General features: G+C 71.7%; 15 protein-coding genes and 1 pseudogene. 6 read left to right on the top strand and 10 right to left on the bottom strand.

Annotated elements, in window-relative coordinates:
* Positions 1 to 6: 6 nt before the first annotated feature.
* The 3 genes from AC3EUJ_RS00655 to AC3EUJ_RS00645 are packed head-to-tail and all read right to left on the bottom strand — an operon-like array spanning position 7 to position 9,701.
* Positions 7 to 2,571, bottom strand: a complete 2,565-nt coding sequence (locus tag AC3EUJ_RS00655) for an ATP-binding protein (protein WP_431958860.1) — start codon at positions 2,569 to 2,571, stop codon at positions 7 to 9.
* Positions 2,561 to 5,992, bottom strand: a complete 3,432-nt coding sequence (locus AC3EUJ_RS00650; RefSeq protein WP_431958859.1) for a hypothetical protein — start codon at positions 5,990 to 5,992, stop codon at positions 2,561 to 2,563. The genes AC3EUJ_RS00655 and AC3EUJ_RS00650 overlap by 11 nt, the downstream gene beginning before the upstream one ends.
* Before the next feature lie 10 nt (positions 5,993 to 6,002).
* Positions 6,003 to 9,701, bottom strand: a complete 3,699-nt coding sequence (locus AC3EUJ_RS00645) for an AAA domain-containing protein (protein ID WP_431958858.1) — start codon at positions 9,699 to 9,701, stop codon at positions 6,003 to 6,005.
* Between the two features lie 211 nt (positions 9,702 to 9,912).
* Here AC3EUJ_RS00645 and AC3EUJ_RS00640 point away from each other — a divergent pair, with 211 nt between their 5' ends.
* The gene (locus tag AC3EUJ_RS00640; protein ID WP_431958857.1) at positions 9,913 to 12,138 is read left to right on the top strand and encodes a family 2 encapsulin nanocompartment cargo protein terpene cyclase; all 2,226 of its coding nucleotides are present in this window, start codon (positions 9,913 to 9,915) and stop codon (positions 12,136 to 12,138) included.
* Between the two features lie 148 nt (positions 12,139 to 12,286).
* Here the strand turns inward: AC3EUJ_RS00640 and AC3EUJ_RS00635 are convergent, their stop codons facing one another.
* From AC3EUJ_RS00635 to AC3EUJ_RS00625, 3 genes are read right to left on the bottom strand one after another with little or no spacing between them, the layout of a single operon-like run.
* Positions 12,287 to 14,149, bottom strand: a complete 1,863-nt coding sequence (locus tag AC3EUJ_RS00635) for a GMC family oxidoreductase (protein ID WP_431958856.1) — start codon at positions 14,147 to 14,149, stop codon at positions 12,287 to 12,289.
* Positions 14,146 to 15,558 carry a tocopherol cyclase family protein gene (locus AC3EUJ_RS00630; protein WP_431958855.1) on the bottom strand — a complete coding sequence of 471 codons (1,413 nt, stop codon included), beginning with the start codon at positions 15,556 to 15,558 and terminating at the stop codon, positions 14,146 to 14,148. The genes AC3EUJ_RS00635 and AC3EUJ_RS00630 overlap by 4 nt, the downstream gene beginning before the upstream one ends.
* The gene (locus AC3EUJ_RS00625; protein ID WP_431958854.1) at positions 15,555 to 16,247 is read right to left on the bottom strand and encodes a FadR/GntR family transcriptional regulator; all 693 of its coding nucleotides are present in this window, start codon (positions 16,245 to 16,247) and stop codon (positions 15,555 to 15,557) included. Before AC3EUJ_RS00625 ends, AC3EUJ_RS00630 begins: the two co-directional genes overlap by 4 nt.
* Before the next feature lie 236 nt (positions 16,248 to 16,483).
* Here AC3EUJ_RS00625 and AC3EUJ_RS00620 point away from each other — a divergent pair, with 236 nt between their 5' ends.
* The gene (locus AC3EUJ_RS00620; RefSeq protein WP_488180930.1) at positions 16,484 to 17,812 is read left to right on the top strand and encodes a serine hydrolase domain-containing protein; all 1,329 of its coding nucleotides are present in this window, start codon (positions 16,484 to 16,486) and stop codon (positions 17,810 to 17,812) included.
* A gap of 12 nt (positions 17,813 to 17,824) precedes the next feature.
* Here AC3EUJ_RS00620 and AC3EUJ_RS00615 read toward each other — a convergent pair.
* Positions 17,825 to 18,004, bottom strand: a pseudogene (locus AC3EUJ_RS00615) (TIGR00374 family protein); the annotation flags it as partial.
* A 48-nt stretch (positions 18,005 to 18,052) separates the two neighbouring features.
* Positions 18,053 to 18,607 (bottom strand): cysteine hydrolase family protein, encoded by a 555-nt coding sequence (locus AC3EUJ_RS00610; protein WP_431958852.1) that lies wholly within the window; start codon positions 18,605 to 18,607, stop codon positions 18,053 to 18,055.
* Between the two features lie 264 nt (positions 18,608 to 18,871).
* Here AC3EUJ_RS00610 and AC3EUJ_RS00605 point away from each other — a divergent pair, with 264 nt between their 5' ends.
* Positions 18,872 to 20,122: a ferritin-like domain-containing protein gene (locus tag AC3EUJ_RS00605; RefSeq protein WP_431958851.1), complete on the top strand. Its 1,251-nt coding sequence runs from the start codon at positions 18,872 to 18,874 to the stop codon at positions 20,120 to 20,122.
* Between the two features lie 270 nt (positions 20,123 to 20,392).
* On the opposite strand, the gene AC3EUJ_RS00600 is transcribed toward AC3EUJ_RS00605, so the two are convergent.
* Both AC3EUJ_RS00600 and AC3EUJ_RS00595 read right to left on the bottom strand, forming a co-directional pair.
* Positions 20,393 to 20,908, bottom strand: coding sequence for a hypothetical protein (locus tag AC3EUJ_RS00600; RefSeq protein WP_431958850.1), 516 nt, complete (start codon positions 20,906 to 20,908; stop codon positions 20,393 to 20,395).
* A 152-nt stretch (positions 20,909 to 21,060) separates the two neighbouring features.
* On the bottom strand, positions 21,061 to 21,492 hold the full coding sequence (locus tag AC3EUJ_RS00595; protein WP_431959218.1) for a hypothetical protein: 432 nt from the start codon (positions 21,490 to 21,492) through the stop codon (positions 21,061 to 21,063).
* Between the two features lie 612 nt (positions 21,493 to 22,104).
* Between AC3EUJ_RS00595 and AC3EUJ_RS00590 the strand changes: the two genes are divergently transcribed.
* The 3 genes from AC3EUJ_RS00590 to fmdA all read left to right on the top strand — a co-directional run bounded on the left by AC3EUJ_RS00590 (position 22,105) and on the right by fmdA (position 24,469).
* Complete coding sequence (locus AC3EUJ_RS00590; protein WP_431958849.1) at positions 22,105 to 22,383, top strand: FmdB family zinc ribbon protein; 279 nt, start codon at positions 22,105 to 22,107, stop codon at positions 22,381 to 22,383.
* Between the two features lie 137 nt (positions 22,384 to 22,520).
* Positions 22,521 to 23,150 carry an AmiS/UreI family transporter gene (locus AC3EUJ_RS00585; RefSeq protein WP_431958848.1) on the top strand — a complete coding sequence of 210 codons (630 nt, stop codon included), beginning with the start codon at positions 22,521 to 22,523 and terminating at the stop codon, positions 23,148 to 23,150.
* A gap of 71 nt (positions 23,151 to 23,221) precedes the next feature.
* On the top strand, positions 23,222 to 24,469 hold the full coding sequence (gene fmdA / locus AC3EUJ_RS00580; RefSeq protein ID WP_431958847.1) for a formamidase: 1,248 nt from the start codon (positions 23,222 to 23,224) through the stop codon (positions 24,467 to 24,469).
* Positions 24,470 to 24,478 lie beyond the last annotated feature (9 nt).

The following is a 24,478-nucleotide window of genomic DNA, read 5'->3' as shown; positions in this document are numbered from 1 at the left end:
AGGCCGTCAGCGCATGGAGCCCCGCGAGCCCGTCACCGGAAGTTCGATCCTGGCCAGGGCGCCCGCTTCACCCGCAGGAGAGGGGAGGAAACGCAGCGTGCCCCCGTGTCGCGCGATGTGGTCCCGCGCGTAGCGCACGCCCTGCCCCGAGCCCAGCGGCTGCAGTCCGTCCCCGTCCACCCGGCGGCGCTCGCCGTTGAGGACGGGCAACCACCTGGCGTCGACGCCGGGACCATTGTCCTGGATGTCGATTCGTGCCAGAGCCTGCCCGGAGCCACCGGGACCACGATGGCGAACCTCCAGCGTGACCGTCACCACGCCCTCGCGTCCCTGGCTGGCGACGGCGCGCAGCGCGTTCTGCAGCAGGCTGTCGAAAGCCAGCTTCAGCAGTTGCCTGCTGCCCCAGACCACCACCGGGGTCTCACCATCCGTCGGCAGTAGGGTGACCTGTGCCTTGCTCGAACTGTTGATCCGATTGTCCCGGCACCGGCGGCCGAGTTCGATGCGCAGGTCGATCTCCGACTGCGCGTTCAGGTCCTCCTGGAGTGCTTCGGGATCCTGCACGCGGCGGACCGAGGCCCGGGCCTTCTCGACCGCCTGCCTCGCTCCCTCGATGTCACCCCTGTCGAGGCGCTCCAGTGCCCCTCGCAGGTCGACGGTCACATGATGGCCGTAGGACTGCATGATGGTGATCTCGCCGCGTGTGGCACTGTCCTGGCTGCGGTCGAGCAGCTCGGTGAGTTCCACCAGGTCTGCGTTGAGCCGGTTCTCCAGGACAGTGGGGCCCACTCCCGCCAACAGGGCGGCTAGGCCCGCGCCCGCCCACTCGTACCGCACTCCGGCATCGTCCCGTGCCCTCAGGAAACCGGCGGTCGCGACCCTCGACAGGGCGGCTTCCACGGAGACCGGCAGTGGGCCGGGGTGCACGGCGCTCAGGACATCGGTGACCTCCGCCGTGGAAAGCTGTCGTGCCGGATCGACGTGCCGGACGTACAGGAGCGCTCGCAGAACAACCGCAGCCTGTACATCAGAGCCGAAGGATTCACGCATCACGCGGTCGTGAAAGCGTTCCTGTCGCCCCCGGTCCGAGCGCCAGGCGTCCAGCGCGTCCAGGGTGAGTTCCTCGACTGCCGAGCGCTCCCTGTACAGCCCGTCCGGTATCAGCTCGGCAAGAGCGGCGCGGAGCACCACGGGGTGGCCTTCGGTGTCGTAGAGGAGTGCGTCCGCGACAGACCCTGTGCGGGGGACGCCCAGCAGGTCCAGCCACCACTCCAGGTCCTCGCGTGCCTCATAGGGGTGACCGCCGGGTGCGGCCTCCTCATCCGGCGCCGGCTCCGCCCCGATCACATGGGAGACCCGCAGCCGGCGGCAGACGGCTCGGAGCAGGTTGATGCGGCGGGAGGTCACCGAGGCGCCTTGGGCGCTCGGTGCCGCCAGCTCGAGGATGGTGGAGGCGTCGACGGGTGCAATGCCGTGCTCCGTGACTGTGAGGTCCTCCTCTTCGAGTTGCGTGCGGAGGACCAGCCACACGGCGGGTCCGTCCCAGTCGTCGGCGGGTACCCAGTCGTCCGGCCCCACGTACAGGGGAAGCTGCAGCGGGAGGCCCAAACGGGCGATGCGCCGGTGGTCGGTCACCCCGGACAGCCAGGTCACGAAGCCGTCGCCCGCGGGCAGGACCCGGTGCCGGACGCCTTCTGCGCCGAGCCGGTCGTCGAGCGCGGTGGCGAATCGCCTCACGCGGTCCGCGGTGGGGCCCTTGCGCAGGTCGGCCAGCGCCTCGATCAGGGCCCGGTCCAATGGTTCGGACGAGCGCCACATGGAATTGAACTCCGGGCCCATCGCCACCGTACCGCGGTACCAGCTCAGCACTTCGTCCAAGGTGTGGTCCGGCCACGGCCAGCGTGTCCACCGGCGCACGGTCAGATGCCCGGTCGGCGCGTCGGGCGAAGGGCCGGCGACGATCAGTCTCTCCGCGGCAGCAAGTTCGCCATCGGCGAGGCAGTCCCGCACGGCTTCCTCCCAGCCTGAGCTGGGCCGCCCCCCATGAGAGGAGTCCTCGGACGGCGGGAGTGCATCGAGTACGTCGAGCAGTCTGTCCTCCAGCACCTCCGCCTTGCGCTGGGAGCGCTCCTCGATGTCCCGTTGCCAGCCATCCAGAGCCGCCTCGTAGTCCGCAGTGCGGTCGTCCGCCATGGCCCCGAGTCCGGGTGGACGGTTCTCCGGCAGTCCCGCGCGTCGGGCCAGCCTGACGAGGCTCTCCGCTCTGCGGGCCATCGCTTCCCGTGCCGTGGCGACGGCGGCGTCGACGTCCACGGCCTCGCCGCCGGGAACCAGCCGGGCCGCGCGGAATTCTCCTTGGACCACAAGATGGTGTGCTGCGTCCTCGGGGGAGGTGACGGGTTCGGCCAGCCCGTTCAGGATCGCCGTTGCCGCTGCCGCCGTGTCCCATCCGCCCTCGGGCCGGCTCAGCAGTCTCATCAGGTCCGGGTAGCGCCACCGCTCGGTCCAGGTCGGCACCAGTTGCTGGAGCGCTGGATGAGTGAAGCCGTCCCGGGGCTCGTCATTCACCATGTCCGTCCTCACGACCCGCCCATGCCGCGGGCTCGGCCAGTTCACGCAGCAGTCGGCCGACGAGACTGCGCTCGGGGCCGTCGGTCCCGTCGGCCGCAGCCGACATCTGTGCCATGAGTCCTGCAAGGGCCCTCGCTGTCGGCAAATGGGACGCCAGCCCTTCGGCGTGCGCCGATCCGCCGGCGTCCAGGAGCCGCACGACGTCCTCGGCGGCCTCGACCACCTCGGACAACCGGGCAACGAAGTTTCGTCGCTGTCCGCGTTCGAGAACGTGCAGTTGGTAACTGGACTCCAATGAGCGTGTGGTGTCGTCCAGCAACTGGTCGATCCCGCTGACCGGGTGCTCGGACACCCACCGCCTCACGGCCTCCGTGTCCCGCGAGCGTACGGGAGCCCGGAGGCGGCCGAACTCGCCCGCAGAGTGGAAGAGTGCGGCATGGGTACGGATGCCGGACACGAAACGGAAGGTGACGGCGGCCGTGCGTTCCAGCCGGCGGTCCAGCAACTCCCAGGCCGCGTCCAGTTCGCTTTGGTGACGGGCGGAGTCACGCTCCGCCCGGATCTGGGGCATAGGCAGCGGGCCGAGTCCTGTCGCATGGTGTTCCAGGGCCAGCTCGGACAACTGCTGCCAGGGCGAACCGAGGTTTGGATGCAGAAGTTCCAGGACGCCGGCGGCGGCGGTTCCGCGTCTGCCGAGCAGGATCTCGTTCACGCACAGGGTGGACAGCGCGGCTGCCTCGGCGCGTGCACCCGGGAGGCCTTGGGTGAGTGCCTCGTCCGTCCCGAGGGCCGCGTACTCCACTGCGGCGTCAAGCCCCTCGCCACCCCGGAGCAGCACCGCCAGCGCCAGCCTGAGTCGAGGCCGGGTCTCTTCGGCGGGCATGGCAGCGCGCAGGAGCGCGGCCTCCATGTACGCGCCTGAGTCCCAGCGATCACGCATGAGCCACCGCTGCCACCGACGATGTGTGCTGTCTCCGTCGAAGTGCCGGATCGCATGGGCCGCCGCCACCCTCAGCACCGGGAAGTGGTCCGGGTGGCCTTTCAAGGTGTCGAGGAGCGACCATACGGCTGCCGGACCGTCCTCCTTGGCCAGTTCTTCGACGGCGCTCCGAATCCTGGATGCCGTGGCGGCGGCGTCGGCGGCGTCGGGGGCCGAGGCGAGCGCGTTGAGCAACCGCTGTGCCGAGGTCGCAGCCCTCGGCCGCTCCGGAACGGGCACCGCGAGCGGTTCCTCCTCGGCGGGCTCCTCGGGGCCGCTCTCGCCTGTGGCCGCACCGCGAACTGCGGCCGTCAGTTGCCCCGCCACGGTTCCGTCGACGATCCGCACCCCGATCTCCGTCGGCCGTCTGTACGGCGATCCTGCCGAATGAGTGCCGACGGAGAGCAGATCGAAGCTGCCGACGACGCAGTCGTCGTCTGCGACGAGGATCCTGGCGTTGGTCGCCTGGGTGAGCACGCTCAGCCCACGGCCCTGGAATTCCTTACGCAGTTCGCCCAGCAACCTGCGAGGACCCTCGGCCGTGCCCGTAGTCTCGCTCTGCCGTCCGTGTGCGAGGGTGACCTCAGCGCCGCTCCAGAGGCGTCCCTTGACTGCGTCGGCCACTCTGGAGTCGAACGCGTCCGGGCCGATGAGCGCCGATGACACCAGCAGCCGGGAACGGGCGTGCCGCAGGGCCTGCCACAACAGGTCGCGGTGGTCCCCGTCGATGAGCGCTGCTGCCCACGGCCGGGTGCGGGCCTCCAGCTCACGACGGAGTGCGGCGGCGTACTCGGTCCAGGCACGATGCCAGAGATCGACGGAGCCCGCTGAGGGGGCGCCGCCTTCCGTTGCCGCGGACGGAGCCGCGGGTAACTCGGGGAGGTCGGGCTGCCATGGTGCCGGAAGCGGCTCGGACGACGTCGGGGCGGGCCGCAGCTCGCTGTGCCGGGTGCGAAGGCGGCGTCCCTCCATGTAGTCCGGAACCGCTGTCCTGGCCCAGCGCAACAGCGCCTCGACCGGCTCGCAGGGCCCGGACGAGGGGGCCTCGATCAAGCTGCCGATCTGCCGTGCACGGTTCTGCGGACTCCTGCTCGCCCGGCCGTGTCGCGGTGGTGGCGGCCCCAGAAACGGGTATCCGGTCACCAGCGCGTGACGGTCGTCGGCCACAGCCAGGCAGGCGTGCGTACGACTGGGACGTCGCGACCAGATGAGCCGGTTCTTCGCCCCGACGCGCAACTCCATCAACAGGTTGAACACGGGGGGTGGCAAGGTGCTGCGGTGACTGTCGCCCCACAGGATGACCACCCGCACACCGTTGGCGAGCGCTCGCTCCAGAGGCTCGAGCAACTCGTGGAGGGCTTCGTAACCGATCGAAGGGCAGCTGATCACCAGCTGTTGTGAGGCCTTGCTGATGACCTCGAGCAGCGCCTTCCGGTGCTCTTCCCGATCGACCAGAACCCGTGCACCGACTTCGGAGGCGACTCTGAGCCGCAGTAGGTCGTTGAGACGGCGCGCCTGGTCGGCCAGCTCCAGGTGACGGTCGTGGTACGTGCCCGCAGGTGCCCGGGTCAGCGATTCGACCGCCTCGTCGAATCTTTGAAGGGCTGCCTCCAAGGGCAGTGGCTCCGTGTACCCGACGTCGGCGGCGGCGCGGATGGCGCGTGCGAACGGGTCGTCCGGAGCGGTCTCCAGCCGGGAGGCGATCTTCTCCAGCACGCGCAGCCGGCTCTCGATGGGAAGAGCGGTGTCCGTGGATGACAGGCGGATACGATCCGAGTCGCGGTCCAGACCCACGTTGACGGTGAGCGCCAGCCAGCGGTGTGATGCCTGCGGGCGCAGTTGAGGCGGCACGATCTGCGCCGTCAGTACCTGCTGCTCCCGGCCCATCTCCTTCTCTTGGAGATTGTGCCGTTCCCTGCGGTCACGGCGTTCGCGGCGGAGCGTCTCGTGCAGGGCGTCCACCAGCTCCGACTGGGTGAAGGTCTGTTCGTCCTCTCGCGAACCCGTCACAGGCACCTGGAGGTTGCCCTCCCTCGGCCGCTCCTCGCCGCCGACCGGGAGAAGAGTTCCGGAGAGTTCGTCCACCATGAGCGAGAACGTGGCGGCGTGCTGTTCTGCGCCGTCCAGGTGGTTCAGCGTGCCCTCGCGGGAGTGTCGGCGGACCGCCGCGGTGGCCTTCACTTGGCCGTGTGCGAGGTCCACGGTGACGTAACCCTTGTGCCAGAGGTCTGAGACCACGTCCAGGGTCAGCCGGCGCCCGAGGCCCAACATGTCTGCGAGTTGGTCGGCACCGTAAGCCGTCGCCTCCTGCAGCTCGTCGTGCTCGTCGAGGGTGAGGGCCTTCAACACGATCAACTCGATCGGCGAGACGTAACGGCCGTAACCCACAGTCGCCCTGACGGGCACGACCGCGCACCGCAGGCTGATTGTCACAACTCCCATCGGCTCCCCCTCACCGGTCGAATACGTGTCCGGCCGGGCGTACGGCCCTGTGTTCCGAGAAGATGGCGCACAAGTCCTCCCAGAAGGGGACCCCGCTGTTGGCAAAGTGGCCGTGGTCTCCGACCAGCACCAGCAGCCTGCGTGCCCGGGAGCACATCACGTTCACCAGGTCCGGCTGGACCAGGTGGCCGAGGCTTTTCCACGGCTGCTCGACCGGGCCGCGGATCTTGTCTCGGACGAGGGAGGTCACGACCGTGTCCGCCTCGCGTCCCTGGAAGGCGTGCACGGTGTGCACAAATGGCGCCAGTTGGCCGCGCCCCCGGAGCAATTCGGTCTGCTGACGGTAAGGCGTGAGTACGGCGAGCGGGGCATGGCCCGATCCGGTGGCTTGCACGGGGCTGATCCCGAGCCGGCTGACGAATCGGTCCACGACGTCCACCTCGCCGACGTTCTTCCAGGCCGGCTGGTCCGCGCACATGGTCAGGGCGGCTGTGTCCAGCCAGAGGAGCGAGGAACCACCAAGCCACTCCGGTGAGGCGAAGCCGTGCGGCTCGTCCTTCTTGCCGGTGGTGATACGCAAGGTGCCCCGCGGCATGTTCGGCCCGGCCGGGTAGAAGACCTTGCTTACCAGGTCGCCGATCTCGCGATTCATCCGGAACTGTTCGTCGAGCGTGCGGACGGGAGCGCTCATCGGCGCCTGCCCGGTGCCGTCCGCCGGCGTCTGTTCCGTGTCGGGGCGCGCGGGCTGTTTCTGGTCCTGGCCGTCGAAGAGGCTTCCGAAGAGGTTGAACACGCGGAGGTACTGCTTGCTGCGGGTGCCGTGCAGGGCCAGGTTGGGATCCGGGTGGACAGCGGTGGACTGGAGGAAGCGTTCGACTTCCTGACGTCGGTGGGCGGGCAACTGATGGTGGTCGCCGATCAGTGTCCAACGCAGGCCCTGGGCGAGGGGGATGGCTATCTCGGTCGGCCAGGCCTTCGCGGCCTCCTCGATCAGCACCCAGTCGAATGGCTCGTCGTTGCGGATGCCGGACATGTGCTCGGGGTCCGCTGACGAGCACGTTGCGAAAACGAGGTTGGCCGAGCGCCGGATCCTGTCGGTCAGTTCCGGCACCGAGGAAGCAGCGACACGCTCCCACTCGGTGAGCAGCGCCCGTAGCCGCTTCTCTGTCCCCTCACGCCGTTTCACCGCGTGGCTCTGCAGCAGCCGGACGCGCTCCTCCGCCAGCCTTGACGGACGGAAACGTTTGAGGCGCTCGTCGATCCGGTCGGCCGTCGAACGCGTGGTGACCCGCAGAGCGATGACGTCCCCCTTGGCGAGGGGGTCCGGTCCGACCTCGCCGACGGGCAGCCGTTCGAGGATGCGCACGGCCAGGTTGTCCAGGGCCCAGTTGGACTGGGCCGAAACCAGGACCCTGGCGCCTGGCTCCTCCCGCAGGTACGCGGCCACCGCCCGAGCGGTCATCTCGGTCTTGCCCGTTCCGGGCGGCCCCTGCAGGGCGTAGAAGGGCTGTGAGACCAGCATGTCGGTGACGACTTCCTGGCCTATCCCTTCAGCCGCCTTCTCCCACCGGCCAGGCAGGCCTTTGATGGTCATCGGATGCTGGAGTTGTTTGACCAGGACCTTGTTCTCCAACAGACGCCAACGGGCGTGGAGCTGTCGGCGAAGCGCGACCGCGCTGCCGAGATCTCCTCCCGGCCGAATCCAGCCCCGTGAAGGCAGCGAGCGCAGATCCCTGCTGCTGATCCGGACACGGATCGCCTCGTCGCCCAGCTGATCGACCAGACTCACCAGGAGCCGCCGGTCGCGGGGGTAGTGGGGCATGCCCTTGCGGTCCCGCAGGACTTCGATCTCCCCGCCTTCCTCCGAACTGTTGAACGCGGCGAAGAAGTCTCCCAGCGAGGGGCGGAGCTGGGGGTCGGAGTAGTAGCTGGTCGACATGGCGTCGTGGTGCTTTCGCCGGTCGTCCCGTTCGCTGTCGAGGCGCAATGTGACCAGGCGGCCGCTGCTCCCTTCCTGGTCGATCTCGTATGCGTACTCCCGGGCGCGTAATTCGATTCCCTGGAACTTGAGCAGCCAGTCGAAGGCCTGTTCATAGACCAGGTCCTCCGGCGATGCGTCGGAAGCCCGTGTGATCGCGTCGATGAGCACGGTCCAGCTCGGCCGGTTGCGACGTTGGCCCGCGAATTCGGCCGGGTGGATGTCGTAAGGGATGACGTCCACCGACGGGATGATCCGATGAAGCGGACTCCGTCTCGCGTCTTCCTGCAGGGTCCGTCCGAGCGGCCGGTCCAGCGGCACCGGGTATTTGATCACCAGGGTGTTGTCCTCCGGCGGGCCGAGACTTGTACCCAGGACGTTGTACGGGCGGAACCGCTCGCAGAACCAGGCCGCGCGGGCGCCGATCAGAAGCTGGCGAGCGGCGCGCTTCGTCTCGGTCGGACCGTCCACGACGTAGGGATCGGCGCCGTGCTCGGCATGGAGGAGGCGCGCACCCTTCAGGTCGTCACGGATGAACTGCGCCAGTTCCTCACGGCCTTCGGGCGTCTCGGGGTCGAGTGACAACCAGCCCCAGGTGTAGAGCGTGCGCCGGAACTCGGCGGGGAGGAAGGCGATGAGGTAGGGGAGCTGACTCCCCTTCTCCTCGTCCCAATAGCCTGATATCTCCTCGTATTCTGCGCTGATCCGATTGACGACCGCCTCGGAGTTGGGCCTCGCCTCGGGATCGGGGTGCAGCATGTCGGCGAGCAGGGACTTGAGCGCGACGGGGAGCGAGCCGCAGTCGTTCAGGGCGCGGCGCAGCTTCTCGTGGCGCTCAAGTGCCCAGGCTCTCAGGGCTTGACCCGCCGTCCCGCTGGGTGGGGTCGGCTGGCCGGGATCCGTGGGTAGGAACCACTCGGCCACCGTGGCGCCCAGGCTGAACACGTCCGACCCCGTCTGGTCGGCGGGTTGGGTGTCCGCGTCAGGAAAGAGGTAGGCGAGACGTTCCGGTGCGCAATAGGCCAGAGCCCGGGAATCCTGACCGAGGAGGATCCTGACCGCCTGTTCGGCGGTGTTCTCGCCGTCGCTCTCGGCGGCCCTCAGCAGGTTGCCCACCAGGGCGCTCATCTCGAAACGGGAAAGTTTCAACTGCAGTCGCTCGGGTCCGGGCGGCATCGACTCGTCCTGATGTACGTCGATGGTTCCCGGCCACAGGTTCCGGTGCACGATCTTCTGTCTGTGCAGGACCGAGAGGGCGTCGGCGAGGAAGAAGAACTGGCGTACGGCCAGCGACGGATTGGTCCGGAGTCCCTCGAGCAGACCCGGTTCATTGGGCAGGCTGTGGACGGCTCCCTTGGTGACGACGTACGCGAAACCCCGGACGTCGATCCCGGCTGACGCTGTGTCGCCGCCGTCTCGGTAGCCACCGGTCTCGATGACCGGCAGTGCGGGGTGGCGCAGTGCCGCGGCCCGCAGGAGGACACGCACCTCCTGCTCCCACAGTTGCCCGGCCACCTCGGAAAGGCCGCGGTAGAGCTGGACGGTTACCGGGTACCCCTCCAGGTCGACCAGGTCGTAACGGTAGAGGGCGCCGGGGATCAGTTCGTAGCCGCTGTCCGCCACGGCCTTGCCCGACGAGGGGCGGTAGCTGCGGTTCTGGTTGCGCAGCGCGGAGGTCGGACCGCACAGAAAGCGCTCGATCAATCGGTGCATCTGCTCGAACGGCTCCACGGTACCCCCCGGTCGGCGCAAGCTCGCGTGTCGATTCCACCCGTTTCATTGATACCCCAGAGCTTCGTCGACTGGGTGGGGATCGGCGGCACTCGATGGAGGGGGCAGGGTGGATGTGCTGTGCCGAGTGCCGCGAGGGGCGTTTTCACCCGTTCGTATGGGTTGTCCGCCATATCGGATAGCGCCTGTGGCCCCGGGTAGCGCTGATCGAGTGACGCAGCCATTTGAACTGCCCGACTTCTACCTGCCGTACCCGGCCCGCCTGAATCCCCACGTGGAGCAGGCCCGGGAGCACTCCCGCGGGTGGGCACGGGACATGGGGATGCTCGAGGGCTCGGGCATCTGGGACACCCACGACCTCGACTCGCACGACTACGCACTGCTGTGCGCGTACACGCACCCGGACTGCTCCGGACCGGCGCTGTCCCTGGTGACGGACTGGTACGTGTGGGTCTTCTTCTTCGACGACCACTTCCTGGAGGCGTTCAAGCGCACGCAGGACCGCGAGGGCGGCAAGGCGTACCTGGACCGGCTGCCGGCCTTCATGCCGATGGACCCGGCGCAGGGCATGCCGGAACCGCGGAACCCGGTGGAGGCCGGCCTCGCCGACCTGTGGGCGCGCACGGTGCCGGCGATGTCCATGGACTGGCGCGGGCGTTTCGCCGAGAGCACCGAGCACCTGCTGCGCGAGTCCCTGTGGGAGCTTTCCAACATCAACGCGGGCCGGGTGCCCAACCCGGTGGAGTACATCGAGATGCGCCGCAAGGTCGGCGGCGCACCCTGGTCGGCGGGGCTGGTGGAGTACGCCGCCGGGGCCGAGGTGCCGGCCGCCGTCGCCGGTGCGCGGCCGCTGCTCGTGCTGCGCGACGCCTTCTCCGACGCGGTGCACCTGCGCAACGACCTCTTCTCGTACCAGCGGGAGACGGAGGAGGAGGGCGAGCTCAGCAACGGGGTGCTGGTCCTGGAGACCTTCCTCGGCTGCTCGACGCAGGAGGCCGCGGAGTCGGTCAACGACCTGCTGACCTCACGGCTGCAGCAGTTCGAGAACACCGTGCTCACCGAACTGCCGCCGCTCTTCGCCGAGCACGCGCTCGACCCGGGGGAGCGCGCGCGGGTGCTGGCGTACGTCAAGGGCCTGCAGGACTGGCAGTCCGGCGGCCACGAGTGGCACATGCGTTCCAGCCGCTACATGAACGGCGGCGGGGCGGGGGCCGGCTCCGGCGGAGGCTGGTCGCCCTTCGCGCTGCCCGGCGGGCTCGGGGTGTCGGCCGGCACCGTGCGGACCACCGGCCGCGCCGAGGCCGCCCGCTTCCGCGGCTTCACCCATGTGCCGCGGCGCACTGGGCCGACCCCGCTGCCCGACTTCCTCATGCCCTTCCCGGCCAGGCTCAGCCCGCACCTGGACGCCGCCCGGCGCCATGTCGTCGAGTGGGCGCACCGGACGGGCCTGCTGCTGCCGCAGCCCGGAGTGCCGCACTCCCACGTGTGGGACGAGCACAAGCTGGTCGCCTTCGACTTCCCGCTGTGCGCCGCCGGCATCCACCCCGACGCGAGCCTTGCGGGGCTGGACCTCACCTCGGGCTGGCTCACCTGGGGCACGTACGCCGACGACTACTTCCCCGCCGTGTTCGGCCGCACCCGTGACCTGGCCGGCGCCCGCGCGGCCAACGAGCGGCTGTCGGCCTTCATGCCGGTCGACGGCTCGGCCGCCCCGGCCCCGGCCACCGCCCTGGAGCGCGGTCTGGCCGACCTGTGGGCGCGGACGGCCGGGCCGATGGAGCCGCAGGCGCGGCGTCGCTTCCGCACCGCGGTGGAGAACATGACGGCCAGTTGGCTGTGGGAGCTCGCCAACCAGGCGCAGAACCGCATCCCGGACCCCGTCGACTACCTGGAGATGCGCCGCCACACCTTCGGCTCCGACCTCACGATGAGTCTGTGCCGACTGGGCCACGGCAGGCGGGTGCCGGAGGAGGTCTACCGCAGCGGGCCGATGCGGTCGCTGGAGAACGCCGCCGCCGACTACGCCTGTCTGATGAACGACGCCTTCTCGTACCAGAAGGAGATCGAGTACGAGGGCGAGATCCACAACGCCCTGCTGGTGGTGCGGAACTTCTTCGACTGCGACGAGCAGGCCTCGCTCGCCGTCGTCCACGACCTGATGAGCGGGCGCATGCGGCAGTTCCAGCATGTCGCGGCGAACGAACTCCCTGTCCTGTACGACGACTTCAGGCTCGGAACGGAGGCGCGGGCGGTGCTGGAGGGCTATGTGCGCGAGCTGGAGAACTGGCTCGCGGGCATCCTGACCTGGCACCGCGGCTGCCGCCGCTATGACGAGGACGAACTGCGCCGCCCGGTGGGGGGAGTGGTCCGCCTGCCCGTCGGCCCGACCGGCCTGGGCACGTCCGCGGCCCGCCTGGCGGTCCCGGGCGCGCGCTGACCTCCGCAACGGGGACGCGGGCGCTGCGGCTGTCGGCGACGGCCGCGGTCCGCCGGCCACCGCCGAGGCGCGGGTGACCGGCGTGGCCGGCCAGAAGCTCACGCCCACGGCACGACGACCTGCGCGGTCCTCCGAGCCGGCTGATCCCTCAGCCGGCCGCCCGCACCGCGCCCTCGGCGACCGCCAGGGCCAGCGCCATGATGCTGAGCTGCGGGTTCACCTCGGGGCAGCTGGGCAGCGCCGAGGCGTCGGCGATCAGTACCCCGTGCACGCCGCGCAGCCGGCCCGCGGGGTCGGCGGGCGCCACCTGCGGGTCCGCGCCGAGGGCGACGGTGCCCGTGGGGTGGAAGGCCGACAGGTGCAGCTGCCGTGCCGTCACCCGCTCCAGGACCGCCGCGAACTCCCGCGGTGTACGGGCCCGCGGGGCGGCGGGGACGCCGGTGAGGACCTCCTCGGCCCCGGCGGCGAAGAGCAGGTCGCCCATCGCGCGGACGGCGCGCAGTAGCCGGCGGCCGTCGCGGGGGTCGAGGTCGTAGCGGAGCAGGGCGCCCTCACGGCCGAGGACGCGTCCGCCGGGCCGGTCCGCGATCATCGCGCCGAAGGTGGCCAGCCGTCCCGAGTCCTCCAGCTCCGCGCGCAGTTCCCGGCCGACGCCCGGCAGCACGAACGAGCCCATGCCGGGCGGCGGGGCGGTCGCCTCGACGAGGATGCCGTCCTCGTGCAGCTCCTCCACGCCGACGCTCTGCAGGACCGCCGGGCCGCCGTCCGCGACCGGCTCGGCGAACCGCCCGGCGACACTGGTGGCGGGGTGCACGGCGAGGTTGCGGCCGGTCCGCGGGTGCCCGCCGAGGCCGGAACGGCGCAGCAGCGGGGGAGTGCGCAGCGCGCCGGCGGCCACCACGACCAGCGGGCTGAGGATCTCCAGTTCGCTGCCGTCCGGCCGCCGCACCGCCACCCCGCAGGCGCGCGGGCCGCCGGGCCGGCCGGGCTCGGTCAGCACGCGCCGCACGTGGGCCCCGGTGACGATCCGGGCCCCGGCCGCGCATGCCTGCGGCAGCACCGACAGCTGGACGCTCTGCTTCGCCCCGGACGGGCAGCCCACCACGCACTGGCACGAGCCCCGGCACCCGGGGGCGTTGCGCCGCAGGGGCGCGGCCCGCCAGCCGAGCCCGCCCGCGCCGAGCAGGGCGAGGGCGCCGTTGCGGCCCAGCACGTCCTGGGGCTGGCGGCCCACCCGCAGGGTGCGCTCCACCTCGTCCAGGTACGCGCCGAAGGCCACCGGGTCGGCGAGGTCCCCGAGCCCGTACTCCTCGCGCCACCGGCCCAGCACGCGGTCCGGAGTGCGGTAGCACGTACCGGAGTTGACGACCGTCGTGCCGCCGACGGCGCGCCCGGTCGGCACGATCAGCGGGGGGTTCCCGAGGGCGACGGTGGCGCCGCCGTCCCGGTACAGCTCGGCGAACCGGTCGAGCGGGGCCCGCCGTCCGAACTCCGCCGTGGTGTGCCGCCTGCCCTCCTCCAGTACGACCACCCGCAGTCCCGCCCGCGCCAGGGTGCGTGCCGCCATCGCCCCGCCGGCACCCGAGCCGACGATGACGGCGTCCGCGCGGGAGCGGTCCGGCCACTGGCCGGCGGGCACGCAGTCCAGGGGCGGGTCCTGCGGGGCCGGGAGCGCCGCGGCGCGAGGCGGCTCCGCCAGCAGCCGTTCGGTGCCCGCCGCCAGCAGCACCGGCACCTTCACCACGTCGAGCAGGGGCAGCAGCGCGGGCCGCGCGGCGAGTCCGGCCAGCACCCGCTCCCGCTCCGCCGGGCCCATCCGGTCCAGCCGCCGCCCGGTGCGCGCCGCCGCGTAGGCGTCCACCGCGGCCGCCGCGGCGCGGAAACCGTGCCGGGTCCGCGCGGGCATCGCCGCCAGCAGGCCGTCCAGCCGGCCCGGCACGCCCGCGGGCCAGCCGCCGTCGCCGGCGTCGGCGAGCAGCGCGGCGACCAGGCCGCGGACGGCGGCGCTCACCGGTCGCCCACTTCGGCGTGGGCGGTGCCGGCGAGCGTCCACTGCGCCTCGGTTCGCCAGCCGCCGCGGCCCCGGCGCTCCAGCAGGACGTGGGCGTCGGCGGTCTCGCTGTTGCGGCACACGGCGGGCGAGCCGTCGGGGTCGGCGTAGTCGAGGGCGAGGGTGCGCTCCGGCGGCTGGTCGACCCTTACGGTGATCCGCCGCCCGCCCGCGCGGCCGGTCACCGTCCAGCGCGGCAGGCCGATGTCGGCGGTGAAGCGGCCGAGTCCGGCGCGCCCCAGGGCCGGGCGCAGACCGCCGCGCGGCCAGTCGCGGCCGTCCTTGCGCAGCCGCAGGAACACCAGCGGCGGCAGGCGGTCCAGGCCCGGGCGGGTGGAGACGGCGGCGACGACCTCCAGCACGTCCCCGTCGCCGAGGTCGGCGTGCAGCCAGGCCCAGCGCCGGGCGTTGCCGTGGCCGTAGATGCGGGCCGAGGCCCCGGGTGCGGCGCGCAGGGCGAGTTCGGACCCGCCGTGGCGGACGGAGCCCGTGTACCGGGCGCGGGGCGAGGGCACGATCTGCGCGGCGGGCAGCAGCGGATGCCGCCACGACCAGCGGGGGAAGGTGTACAGCGGCCGCTCGGTGCCCGCGTCCTCGACGAGGTCCCAGGCGAGGGATCCGGCCGTGCCGCGCAGCCGGCCGGGGACGGCCTCGACGCCGTCCGCGGTGAAGCCCCCGGCGCCCGTCGAGGGAGGCCAGGGCAGCGGGCCGAAGCGGGCGTGCTCCACCGGGCCCTTGCCGTCCGGGGGGAAGACGGCGGCCCAGCCGTGGGCGAAGGCGGGGGAACCGTCGGCGGGGGCCACGAGTTCGTGGTGCAGCCACAGGCCGGTGCCCGTCGCCGGGTCGGTGACCGTGGTGTACCAGACCTCGGTGCGGCCCGCGGCGCCGTTCCAGCGCGGCGCCCACTGCGCCCGGGGGTCGTCCCGGCGGGGGAAGCGGAAGCTCGCCAGGAACGGCACGAGCGAGGTCGCCGTGCGGAAGCGCAGGGTGCCCGTGCCGGCCGGCTCCGGGTCGTCGCCGGCGGTGAGGGTGAAGGGCAGGGTGGTCAGCGAGGCCAGCGGCCGCCTCGGGGTGACGGACTTCCAGCCCTCCAGGAGGCAGCGGGCGCCGTCGAGTTCGAACTCCAGCCGGTAGTGGATGCGCCGCCGGGCCAGCGGCGAGACCTCCAGCGTGCCGTTGGCGGCGGCGTCGGCGCGACCCGCGACGCGCAGCCGTCCGGTGACACGGGCCGCGGTCGTGCGGTGCGGGAGCAGCAGGTCGTCACTGCGTGCCGTCAGCTCCAGCCGCACCGGCCGCTCGCGGTCCTCGCCCCGCAGCCGTACGGTCCCCGTCATGGTCTCGGCGAAGACCGTCCCCCGGGCCCCGCTCACCGGGACCTCAGCCCCTCGCGCATGATCTCCTCGGTCGCCGTCAGATACGCCTCCGCCGCCGCGCGGGCGGCCGCGCCGTCGCCCTCCTCCACCGCGGCGACCACCGGCGCCAGCCGCTCGTACGCCTCCTCCGCGTCCTGGAAGGGGCCCGCGAGGTGACGGCGCATCGGGAGGTAGGCGTTGAAAAGGGTGTTGGTGAGGAGTACGTAGACGCGGTTGCCGGTGGCGCGGGCCAGTGCCCGGTGCACCTCTGCGTCCGCCAGCTGCACCGCGTCCGGGTCCCCGGCCGCGCGCACGGCTTCCACCAGCTCCCGCAGCCGGGTCCGCGCGGCGCCGCTCGCCCGGGTCGCCGCCGCGTCGGCGATCAGGGCGCCCACGCCGCGCCGCACCTCGAAGATCTCCGAGAGCCAGCGCGCGTCGTGCCGGACGAGCATGGGCAGCAGGTCGGCGCCGCCGAGGCGTTCGTAGTCCCGGACCCGGGTTCCGACGCCGTGCCGGGTCTCCAGCAGCCCGGCCTGCACCAGCCGCCCGAAGGCGTGCTTGAGGGTGGTGCGGGTGACGCCGTACCCCTCGGCCAGCGTGCGCTCGGGCGGCAGCAGGCTCCCCGCGGGGCGGCGGCCGGTGAGGATCTCCTCGCGGATCCGGTCCTCCAGGACGTCCACGATCGACGTGCGCGGCAGCGCTTCCATCACTCCTCCAAGGGGTCAGTGGATGAGCCACTCAACCAATGAGCCGACGCACCGTCAAGACCCGTTCCCGCGAAGGCCGTCACCCGTCCGGCCGCGCGGCGCCCGCCGCCCGGTCGCCGCGCCGCGGTCGGCGGCTTACCTTCACGATGGCGTGCCCTCGCCCCGTCCCGTCCCCACGGCCGAAAGGCACTGACATGACGCACCCGTGCGCCCGTCCGCCCAGGCTCCGCAGCGCCGTGCGAAGGGCCGTCGCGACGGCCCTCGCCGCCGTCGCGCTCCCCACGGCCCTGGCGTGCGGCGGGCCCGCGGACACCACCCGCTCCCCCGAGGGCACCCGGGCGGCGAGGTCCGCGCCGGCCACGCCGCTCGCACGGGCCGAGGCGCAGGACCGGACGGCGGCCCCGGCGTCCGCCTCCCCCGCCTCCGCCTCACCCGCGCAGGTCTCGCCCAGCGGTTCACCGGACGCCGCCGGGGACTTCCCGGCGCTCTCGGGCGATGTCGTCAGTAAGCTCGACGGCGCCCTGAAGGACACCCTGCGGAAGACCGGCGTGCCCGGCGCGGTCGTGGGTCTGTGGGCCCCCGGCAAGGGCTCCTACGTACGCGCCCTCGGTGTGGCCGACAAGAAGTCGAGGGCGCGCATGTCGCCCGACCTCTCCATGCGGATCGGCAGCGTGACCAAGACCTTCACCGTGACAGCGCTGCTCACCCTCGTCGACCGGAAGAAGGCCGGGCTCGACGACCCCGTCGCCCGGTACGTGGACGGCGTGCCCGGCGGCGACCGCATCACCCTGCGGCAGCTCGCCGAGATGCGCAGCGGGCTCTACAACTACACGGACGACCCGAACTTCCAGAAGGCCCTCAAGGCCGACCCGAACCGGGAGTTCGTCCCCGCCGAGCTGCTCGCCTACGCCTTTCAGCACCCCGCGCAGGCCGGCCCCGGCTCCCGCTTCCAGTACTCCAACACCAACACCGTCCTGCTGGGCCTGGTGATCGAGAAGGCGAGCGGCATGCCGCTCGGCGACTACCTGCGGCGCGACGTGCTCGGCCCGGCCAAGCTGAAGCACACCGTCTTCCCCACCGGGCGCGCCTTCCCGAACCCGCACGCCCGCGGCTACACCCGGCAGACCAAGGACGGGAAGGAAGCCGACGCCACCAACTGGAACCCCTCCTGGGCCTGGGCCGCCGGCGCCATGGTCTCCGACCACCAGGACCTGCGGGCCTGGGCCCGCGTCGTGGCCGACGGCACCCTGCTCAGCAAGGCGACCCAGGCACAGCGCACGGCCTTCCTCCCCACCTCGTACCCGGGCATCGGCTACGGCCTCGGCCTCTTCGACAACCACGGCTGGATCGGGCACAACGGCTCGCTGCCCGGCTACCAGAGCACCGCCGTGTACCTGCCCGGCGCCAAGGCGACCATGGTCGTGCTGCTCAACACCGACACCGCCGTGGGCGGCAACGAGCCCAGCAGCCTCTTCGCCGAGGCGATGACCAAGATCGTCACCCCGGACCACGTCTACGCGTTCCCGCCCACCAACGGCACCGGCACCAGCCCGAGCAGCAGCTGAGCGCCGGCCGCGGTACAGCGCGATGGCCGCCGCCGACCGGGCGGGCGGCAGCCCGCACGCGCGCATGAAGCGCAGGCTGACCGCTCTCGCCCCGATCCCCGCGGGCAGCAGGTGGTTCGCGGCGCCCGCGGCGAACTGCGCCGTCGGCAGCCGTCCCGCCGGCAGCCGTTCCAGGACCGTGCCCTGCCGCATGAAGGACACCCATACGGGTGCGGGAGGCGACGGCCCCGCACTCCGGGTTCAGGTGCGCAGCCCGATCCCGGACGAGGGCGTGACGAGGGTGCCCATGTTGCGCTCCATCATGCGCAGCGCGGCGTCCGCGAGATCCCGGTGGATGTGCGCGACCGCGTCCGGCGCGACCACGGTGAGCACGTGGCGGATGTGCGCGTCCAGCGCGGAGTAGAGCACGCACTGCTCGGTGACCTGTCCGCACAGCACCAGGCGGCCCACGCCCAACTGCCCCAGCAGGTACTCCAGCGGGGTCTGGAAGAAGATCGAGTGCCGGGCCTTCACGACGAACAGCGACTCCGCGTCGGGCCGCACGGGCTCCACCAGGTCGGCGTGCGGACCGGAGAGTGCGATGTCGAGGATCTCGTCGTGGTGCGAGCGCCAGCGGCCGAAGTTGTCGTTGACATAGATGACGTCCACGCCCTCCTCCCGGGCCCGGGAGATCAGCCGGCACACCCCGGGCAGCGCCTCGCGCACCGCCGGCAGCAGAAGTTCGGCGTCCTCGTGCTCATAGGCGTTGATCATGTCGATGACCACAAGCGCGGTGGCGTCGCCGGTGTCGTGCATGCCTGGACGTCCTCGGGTTCGGGAGGGGCACCGGGCAGCGTACGCACGTTCCCGGCGCCGGACGTGGAGCCCACGCCGGGACGGCGCCGAGGTCAGGCGGGCGGGGGCGCGTCGGCGGGGCGCGTTGGGCCGCTCGGGCGGCATGGGCGGCTCGCGCGGCGTCGCGGGCCCGGCGCCCAGGGCCTCGCTGGTAGCTTCGCCAGCCTCGCGGGTCCGCCGAGTGCCGTGCCCCGCGCGTCATTCTTCCCGGGGACGGAGACCTGCGTGAGGAAACCGGTGGACGACCAGGACAACGAGCACGGGACCGCCGTCACCGCGCCACCGGCACTCGACCGCCGGGGCTTCGTCAAGTCGGCCGCTGCGGCCGCCGTCAGCCCCGCCGTCCTCGGCACCGCCGCCAACGCGGCCCCGCTCGCGGCGTCGTTGCCGGTGACGGTCCAGGCCGCGGCAGCGGCCGCGGCGGCCCCGGCGGTCGCCCCCGCCGTCGCGGCGGCGGCCGCCCACGGCGTGGTCGCCCGTCTGCTGGCCGTCCCGGCGCCCTCCCGCGACACCGACTGGCTGCGGCGGGCCCTGCAGGTGGCCGTGGAGCTGGAACTAGCCACCATCCCGCCGTACCTGTGCGCCTGGTGGTCGGTGCGGGACCGGTCCGCCACCGTCGCCAACCTGATCCGCGGCATCGTCACCGACGAGATGTTCCACATGGGCCTGGCCTGCAACATGCTCGTCGCCGTGGGCGGCCGGCCGCGGATCGTCGGCGTCACTCCGGACTACCCCGCCCGCCTGCCCGGCGGTGTGCGCGGCGAGCTGACGGTGTACCTCTCCGGGCTGACACGCGCGTACGTACGGGACGTCCTCATGGCCATCGAGACCCCGGAGTCCCCGCTCCCCGAGCCGTCCGCCGGGCCGCCGACCATCGGCGAGTTCTACGACGGGGTCGTCACCGCCTTCCTCGACCACCGCCCCGAGCTCAGCGTCCGCGGCCAGATCGGCCAGCGCATCGGCCCCGACGAACTGCGGCCGATGCGGACCCTGGACGACGTCCTGGCCGCCGTGGAGATCATCAAGGAGCAGGGCGAGGGCAGCTCGACCTCCCCCGAGGCGCCGTCCGGCGAGGCCACGGGGGGCAACCGCGCGCTGGCCCACTACTACGCCTTCGCCGAGATCTACCACGGTCGCACCCTGGAGGAGGACGACGGCCTGTGGGCGTTCAGCGGCCCGCCCATCCCCTTCCCGGACGTCCACCCCATGGGCGTGGTCCCCCGGGGCGGCTGGCCCCACCCGCCCCGCGAGGCCGCGGCCCTGCTGCGCCGCTTCGACACCGCCTACGGCGAGCTGCTGCGCGACCTGGAGGCCGCCTGGCAGTCCGCGGACCACGGCGCGCTCAACCGTGCGATCAAGGCGATGGAGGAACTGGAGGAGCCCGCCCTCGCCCTCATGGAGATCCCGCTCGGCGACGGGCGCCACACCTACGGCCCCCAGTTCCGCCCGGGCGAGAGCGCGGCGCCCCGCCCGTAGCCTGCGCACCCCCACGCGGGCGCCGCACACCACGACGACAAGGGCCCTGCGCCCGGCCCGGTCCGAGTGTCCGCGTGAGTGCGACCCGCACAGGGGGGCTCGGCGCCGACCGCACGCCTTCCCCGGGCCACCGGCATCCAGGTGCCCGGGATGCCCTCCCGCCGCCGGGTCACCCGAGGGCTCGCGATCGCGGCGGTCGCGCTGGTCGCGGTCGTGCCGCTGCCGGGCCTGCTCGCGTGGCCGGCCGGACCGGTCCGCCGACCGCGGCCGTCACCTCCCGGCCAGGGCCAGATTGGCGCCGACTCTGAGGTCGGGGAAACCCTGTGCGATGACCGCGGCCGGCTCGAGGCAGGCCTTCCGGGCGTCCGCCGCGGCGGGACCCTGCGCGCAGCCGAGCCGCCCGTACGTGTCCGCGGCCGTACGGATTTTCCGTGCGACAGAGCCGAGCGTCGCGAAGCCGTCCCTCCCGTCGATCTCGGCGAGCGCCAGGTCCGCGGCGGCGGCGGTCGCGTCGGCCGCCTCCTGGCAGTCCGCGGTGAACATCCGGGCCGACGAGGTCGCACAGGGGGAGTTCACACCCGTGCCGAATCGCTGCTCTCCCACCGCGAGGCGTTCCTCCAGACGCGCCTTGACCTCCTCCGCGGCCGAGACCTTCGCCGGCACGGAGGCCGTGGGCGAGGGCCGCGGGGGCGCCGCGTCCTTCTTTGGACCGTCGTCGCACCCCGCGACCAGGACCGCTGCCAGGCACAACAGCGCCGCCCCCGTGCCGTACCGTCTCGTCCTCATCCCGTCGGGTCCCTTCCCGCGTGCGCCTGCCCGTCGGCGGACGCTGACGATACAAGATCCGGATCGACGGTGTCCCAGCACGACGAGAGCCCCGGCCTCATCGGAGCCCGGGGCCCTCGTGCCGCCCGGGAGCGGCCGCGAAGCGCGGTGGATCAGTTCATGACGGGCTTCCCGCCGATCTCGCAGGCCTGGCAGGGCGGCCTGCCGCAGGTGCACTGGGTGATCGCCTCGAGCACGCCGCGGTCGTGGTAGAGGCACTCGTCACGGCAGGTGTGGCGGGGGATGAACCCGGCCTGGATCTCGCCGGGCCAGGGCTCGTGGCCCTCGCGGCAGCGGGCGAAGCGCTCGGGGTCGCTCGCGTGCAGCTCGTGCATCGCGGAGCGGGCCTCGTCCTCCAGTTCCCGTACCCGGGTGACCAGGGCCTTGAGCTCGGCGGCGAGGCCCTCGTAGCGCTCGGCGCCCGTCCGCACGTGGGCGGCCCGCAGGGCCATGGCTGCGTTGCCCAGGAACCTGCCGGCGTCCTGGAGGTCGGTGACGTGATGCATCTGAAGGCCGCTCACGCCACGGACCCACACGGCGTCCATGCTCACTTCTCCACCTCTCCGGCGTTCGCCTTGTTCCGCGAAGCGTTGTGTGCCGTCCGATGAGCGCGGTGCCATTGCCACTGCATTCACGGAAAAGGCCGATGTATATGAACGCTAAAGGCGCGACTGGTGTCCGTCCAGGAAAAGCACAGTGAACCGCCTCACAGCGGTCATACCGGCCGGGTCGGGCATCCCGCGCCCAGGATTCGGCGGGGCGGCGCCCCGCCCGGCCCTCGTCCGGCCCTCGTCCGGCCCTCGTCCGGCCCTCGCCCGGCCCTCGTCCGGGCGGTCAGGTGGGCGGGCGGGCGGCGGTCCGGGAAGGCTTCCGGGCGTTCCCCCGGGGGCCCGGAATGCGCTCGCGCCCCCGGAGACGTATATACGCCGACCGGGCAGGGACGAGGATCGGTGCATGGAATCGGATGTTTCCGGAGCGCCGTAAAGGGAACTCCGGAACTCCCTTCCGGCGTACTCCGGGCGCCTCCCGGCGACCTTGACAACTGTCTTGCCGTGGCGTCTCCTTGATATAGGGATTGTTCCCCCGGCGTGCGCTCAACGGGGTGTGTCGCAGACGTCGAGGTTGACCTGGGTGCGCCGATGACCGGAGGCAACTTCATGGCGACCTATGAATACCTTTGCAGCAACTGCGGGCCTTTCGACGTCAAACTCGCGATAGGTTCCGCACCTGCCGTCCACGACTGCCCCGTCTGCGCGGGCGAGTCCAGGCGCGTGTTCTCCTCGCCCTCCCTCGCCGTCATGCCGCACGGGCTCCTCGCCTCCCGCGAACGGGAGGAGAAGTCCCGTGAGGCGCCGGACGTCGTGTCCGCCCCGCCGCCGCGCGAGCGGTCGGCGCCGCGGCCCCATCCGGCGCTGTCCCGGCTGCCCAAGCCCTAGTCCAAGGGCGGTGATTGGCGAGTTATAGCTGTTCAGGGGGGCCGACACCGGAGCGCGGACGCTGCTCCCGCCGAGGCGGGATCCGGTGGCGCGCCGGTATCAAACCGTCCCCACGCGGACTTAGGAGGTGCGTCCCCGTGGCAAACGTGGGACTGCTCTTCGTCGGTGCGGTGCTGTTCCTGAACGGCCTCCTGCTGCTGCAGAAGGTCGACCCCAAGTCGGCGGCGGTGTTCAACCTTTTCGTGGGTGCGCTGCAGGTGCTGACCCCGACGTACCTCATCTTCACGGCCAACGGTGACCCGAACAAAATCCTGGCGGCATCAGGGCTTTACCTCTTCGGATTCACCTACCTCTACGTGGGTATCGTCCTTCTCGCGGAGATCGAGGGTGTCGGCGTCGGCTGGTACTCCCTGTTCGTGGCGATAGCCGCCCTCGGGTACTCGTTCGTCAATTTCCATCTCTTCAAGGACTACCCGTTCGGTGTCATCTGGCTGTACTGGGCGTTCCTGTGGGCTCTCTTCTTCCTGGTGCTCGGTCTCGGGAAAGCGGAGCTGGGCGCTTATACCGGCTGGGTGACGGCGATCGAGGGCTGGGTCACCGGCGTGATCCCCGCGGCGCTGCTGCTGTCCGGCTACTGGAAGCACACCACGGAGATCGCCATCGCCCTGGGTGCCTTCGGCGTGGTCGTGTTCGCGGCGCTGTGGCCGCTCACCAGGAAATCGCGAGAACAGGCCCGGGCCGCCGCGTCGTCCGGGTCGCCGGGTTAGGCGCCCCGCCCGGCCGGCAGTCCGGCGGCGCGGGCGCACCGTCCTGACCGGATCAGAAAAGAGAGGCTGTCATGCCCGAAGTAGTTTTCAGCGTGGACCAGACCAAGTCGATGCGCGATCAGGACACCCCGGGACACAACAGGTGGCACCCTGACATACCCGTAGCCGCCATGGTGAAGCCCGGAGCCGAGTTCCGGATGGAGTGCCGGGACTGGACCGACTGCCAGGTCGGCAACAACGACTCCGCCAACGACGTCCGCGACATCGACCTCACCATCCCCCACATGCTCAGCGGCCCGATCGGCGTGGAGGGAGCCGAGCCCGGCGACCTGCTCGTCGTCGACATCCTCGACCTCGGCCCCGTCCCCCAGCAGACTGGGGACGCCGCGGGCCAGGGCTGGGGCTATACCGGCATCTTCGCCAAGGCCAACGGCGGAGGTTTCCTGACCGACTACTTCCCGGACGCCTACAAGGCGGTGTGGGACTTCCACGGCCAGCAGGCGGTCTCCCGGCACCTGCCCGGGATCCGCTTCACCGGCATCACCCACCCGGGACTGTTCGGGACCGCGCCGTCCGCCGAACTGCTGGGCCGGTGGAACGCACGCGAGAAGGCGCTCATCGACACCGACCCCGACCGCGTCCCGCCGCTCGCCGTCCCACCGGACTCCTCCCACGCGCTCGCCGGCACGGCGACCGGCGACCTCGCCACGCGCATCTGCGCGGAGGGCGCCCGCACGGTGCCGGCCCGTGAGAACGGAGGCAACCACGACATCAAGAACTTCACGCGTGGTTCCCGGGTCTTCTACCCGGTGCTCGTGAAGGACGCCAAGCTCTCCGGCGGCGACCTGCACTTCAGCCAGGGCGACGGGGAGATCACCTTCTGCGGCGCCATCGAGATGGGCGGGTTCATCGACTTCCACGTCGACCTGATCAAGGGAGGCATGGAGAAGTACGGCATCTCCACCAACCCGGTGTTCATGCCCGGCAACGTCGAACCGCGTTACTCGGACTTCCTCACCTTCATCGGGATCTCCGTCGACCACGACACGGACACGAACTACTACCTCGACGCGACGCTCGCCTACCGCCGCGCGTGCCTCAACGCCGTCGAGTACCTCAAGAGGTTCGGCTACAGTGGCGAGCAGGCCTACCTGCTGCTCGGCTCCGCCCCCATCGAGGGACGCATCAGCGGCATCGTGGACATCCCCAACGCGTGCTGCTCCCTGTACCTGCCGACCGCCATGTTCGACTTCGACGTGCGGCCGTCGGCCGCCGGACCGACGCGGGCGGACCGCGGCCAGGCGGCGCTGACCTCCTGACCTCCCGAC

The sequence above is a fragment of the Actinacidiphila sp. bgisy160 genome (assembly GCF_057707815.1).
Note: the sequence above shows the minus strand (reverse complement) of the source record. Positions and strands in the feature narration are given on the sequence as shown.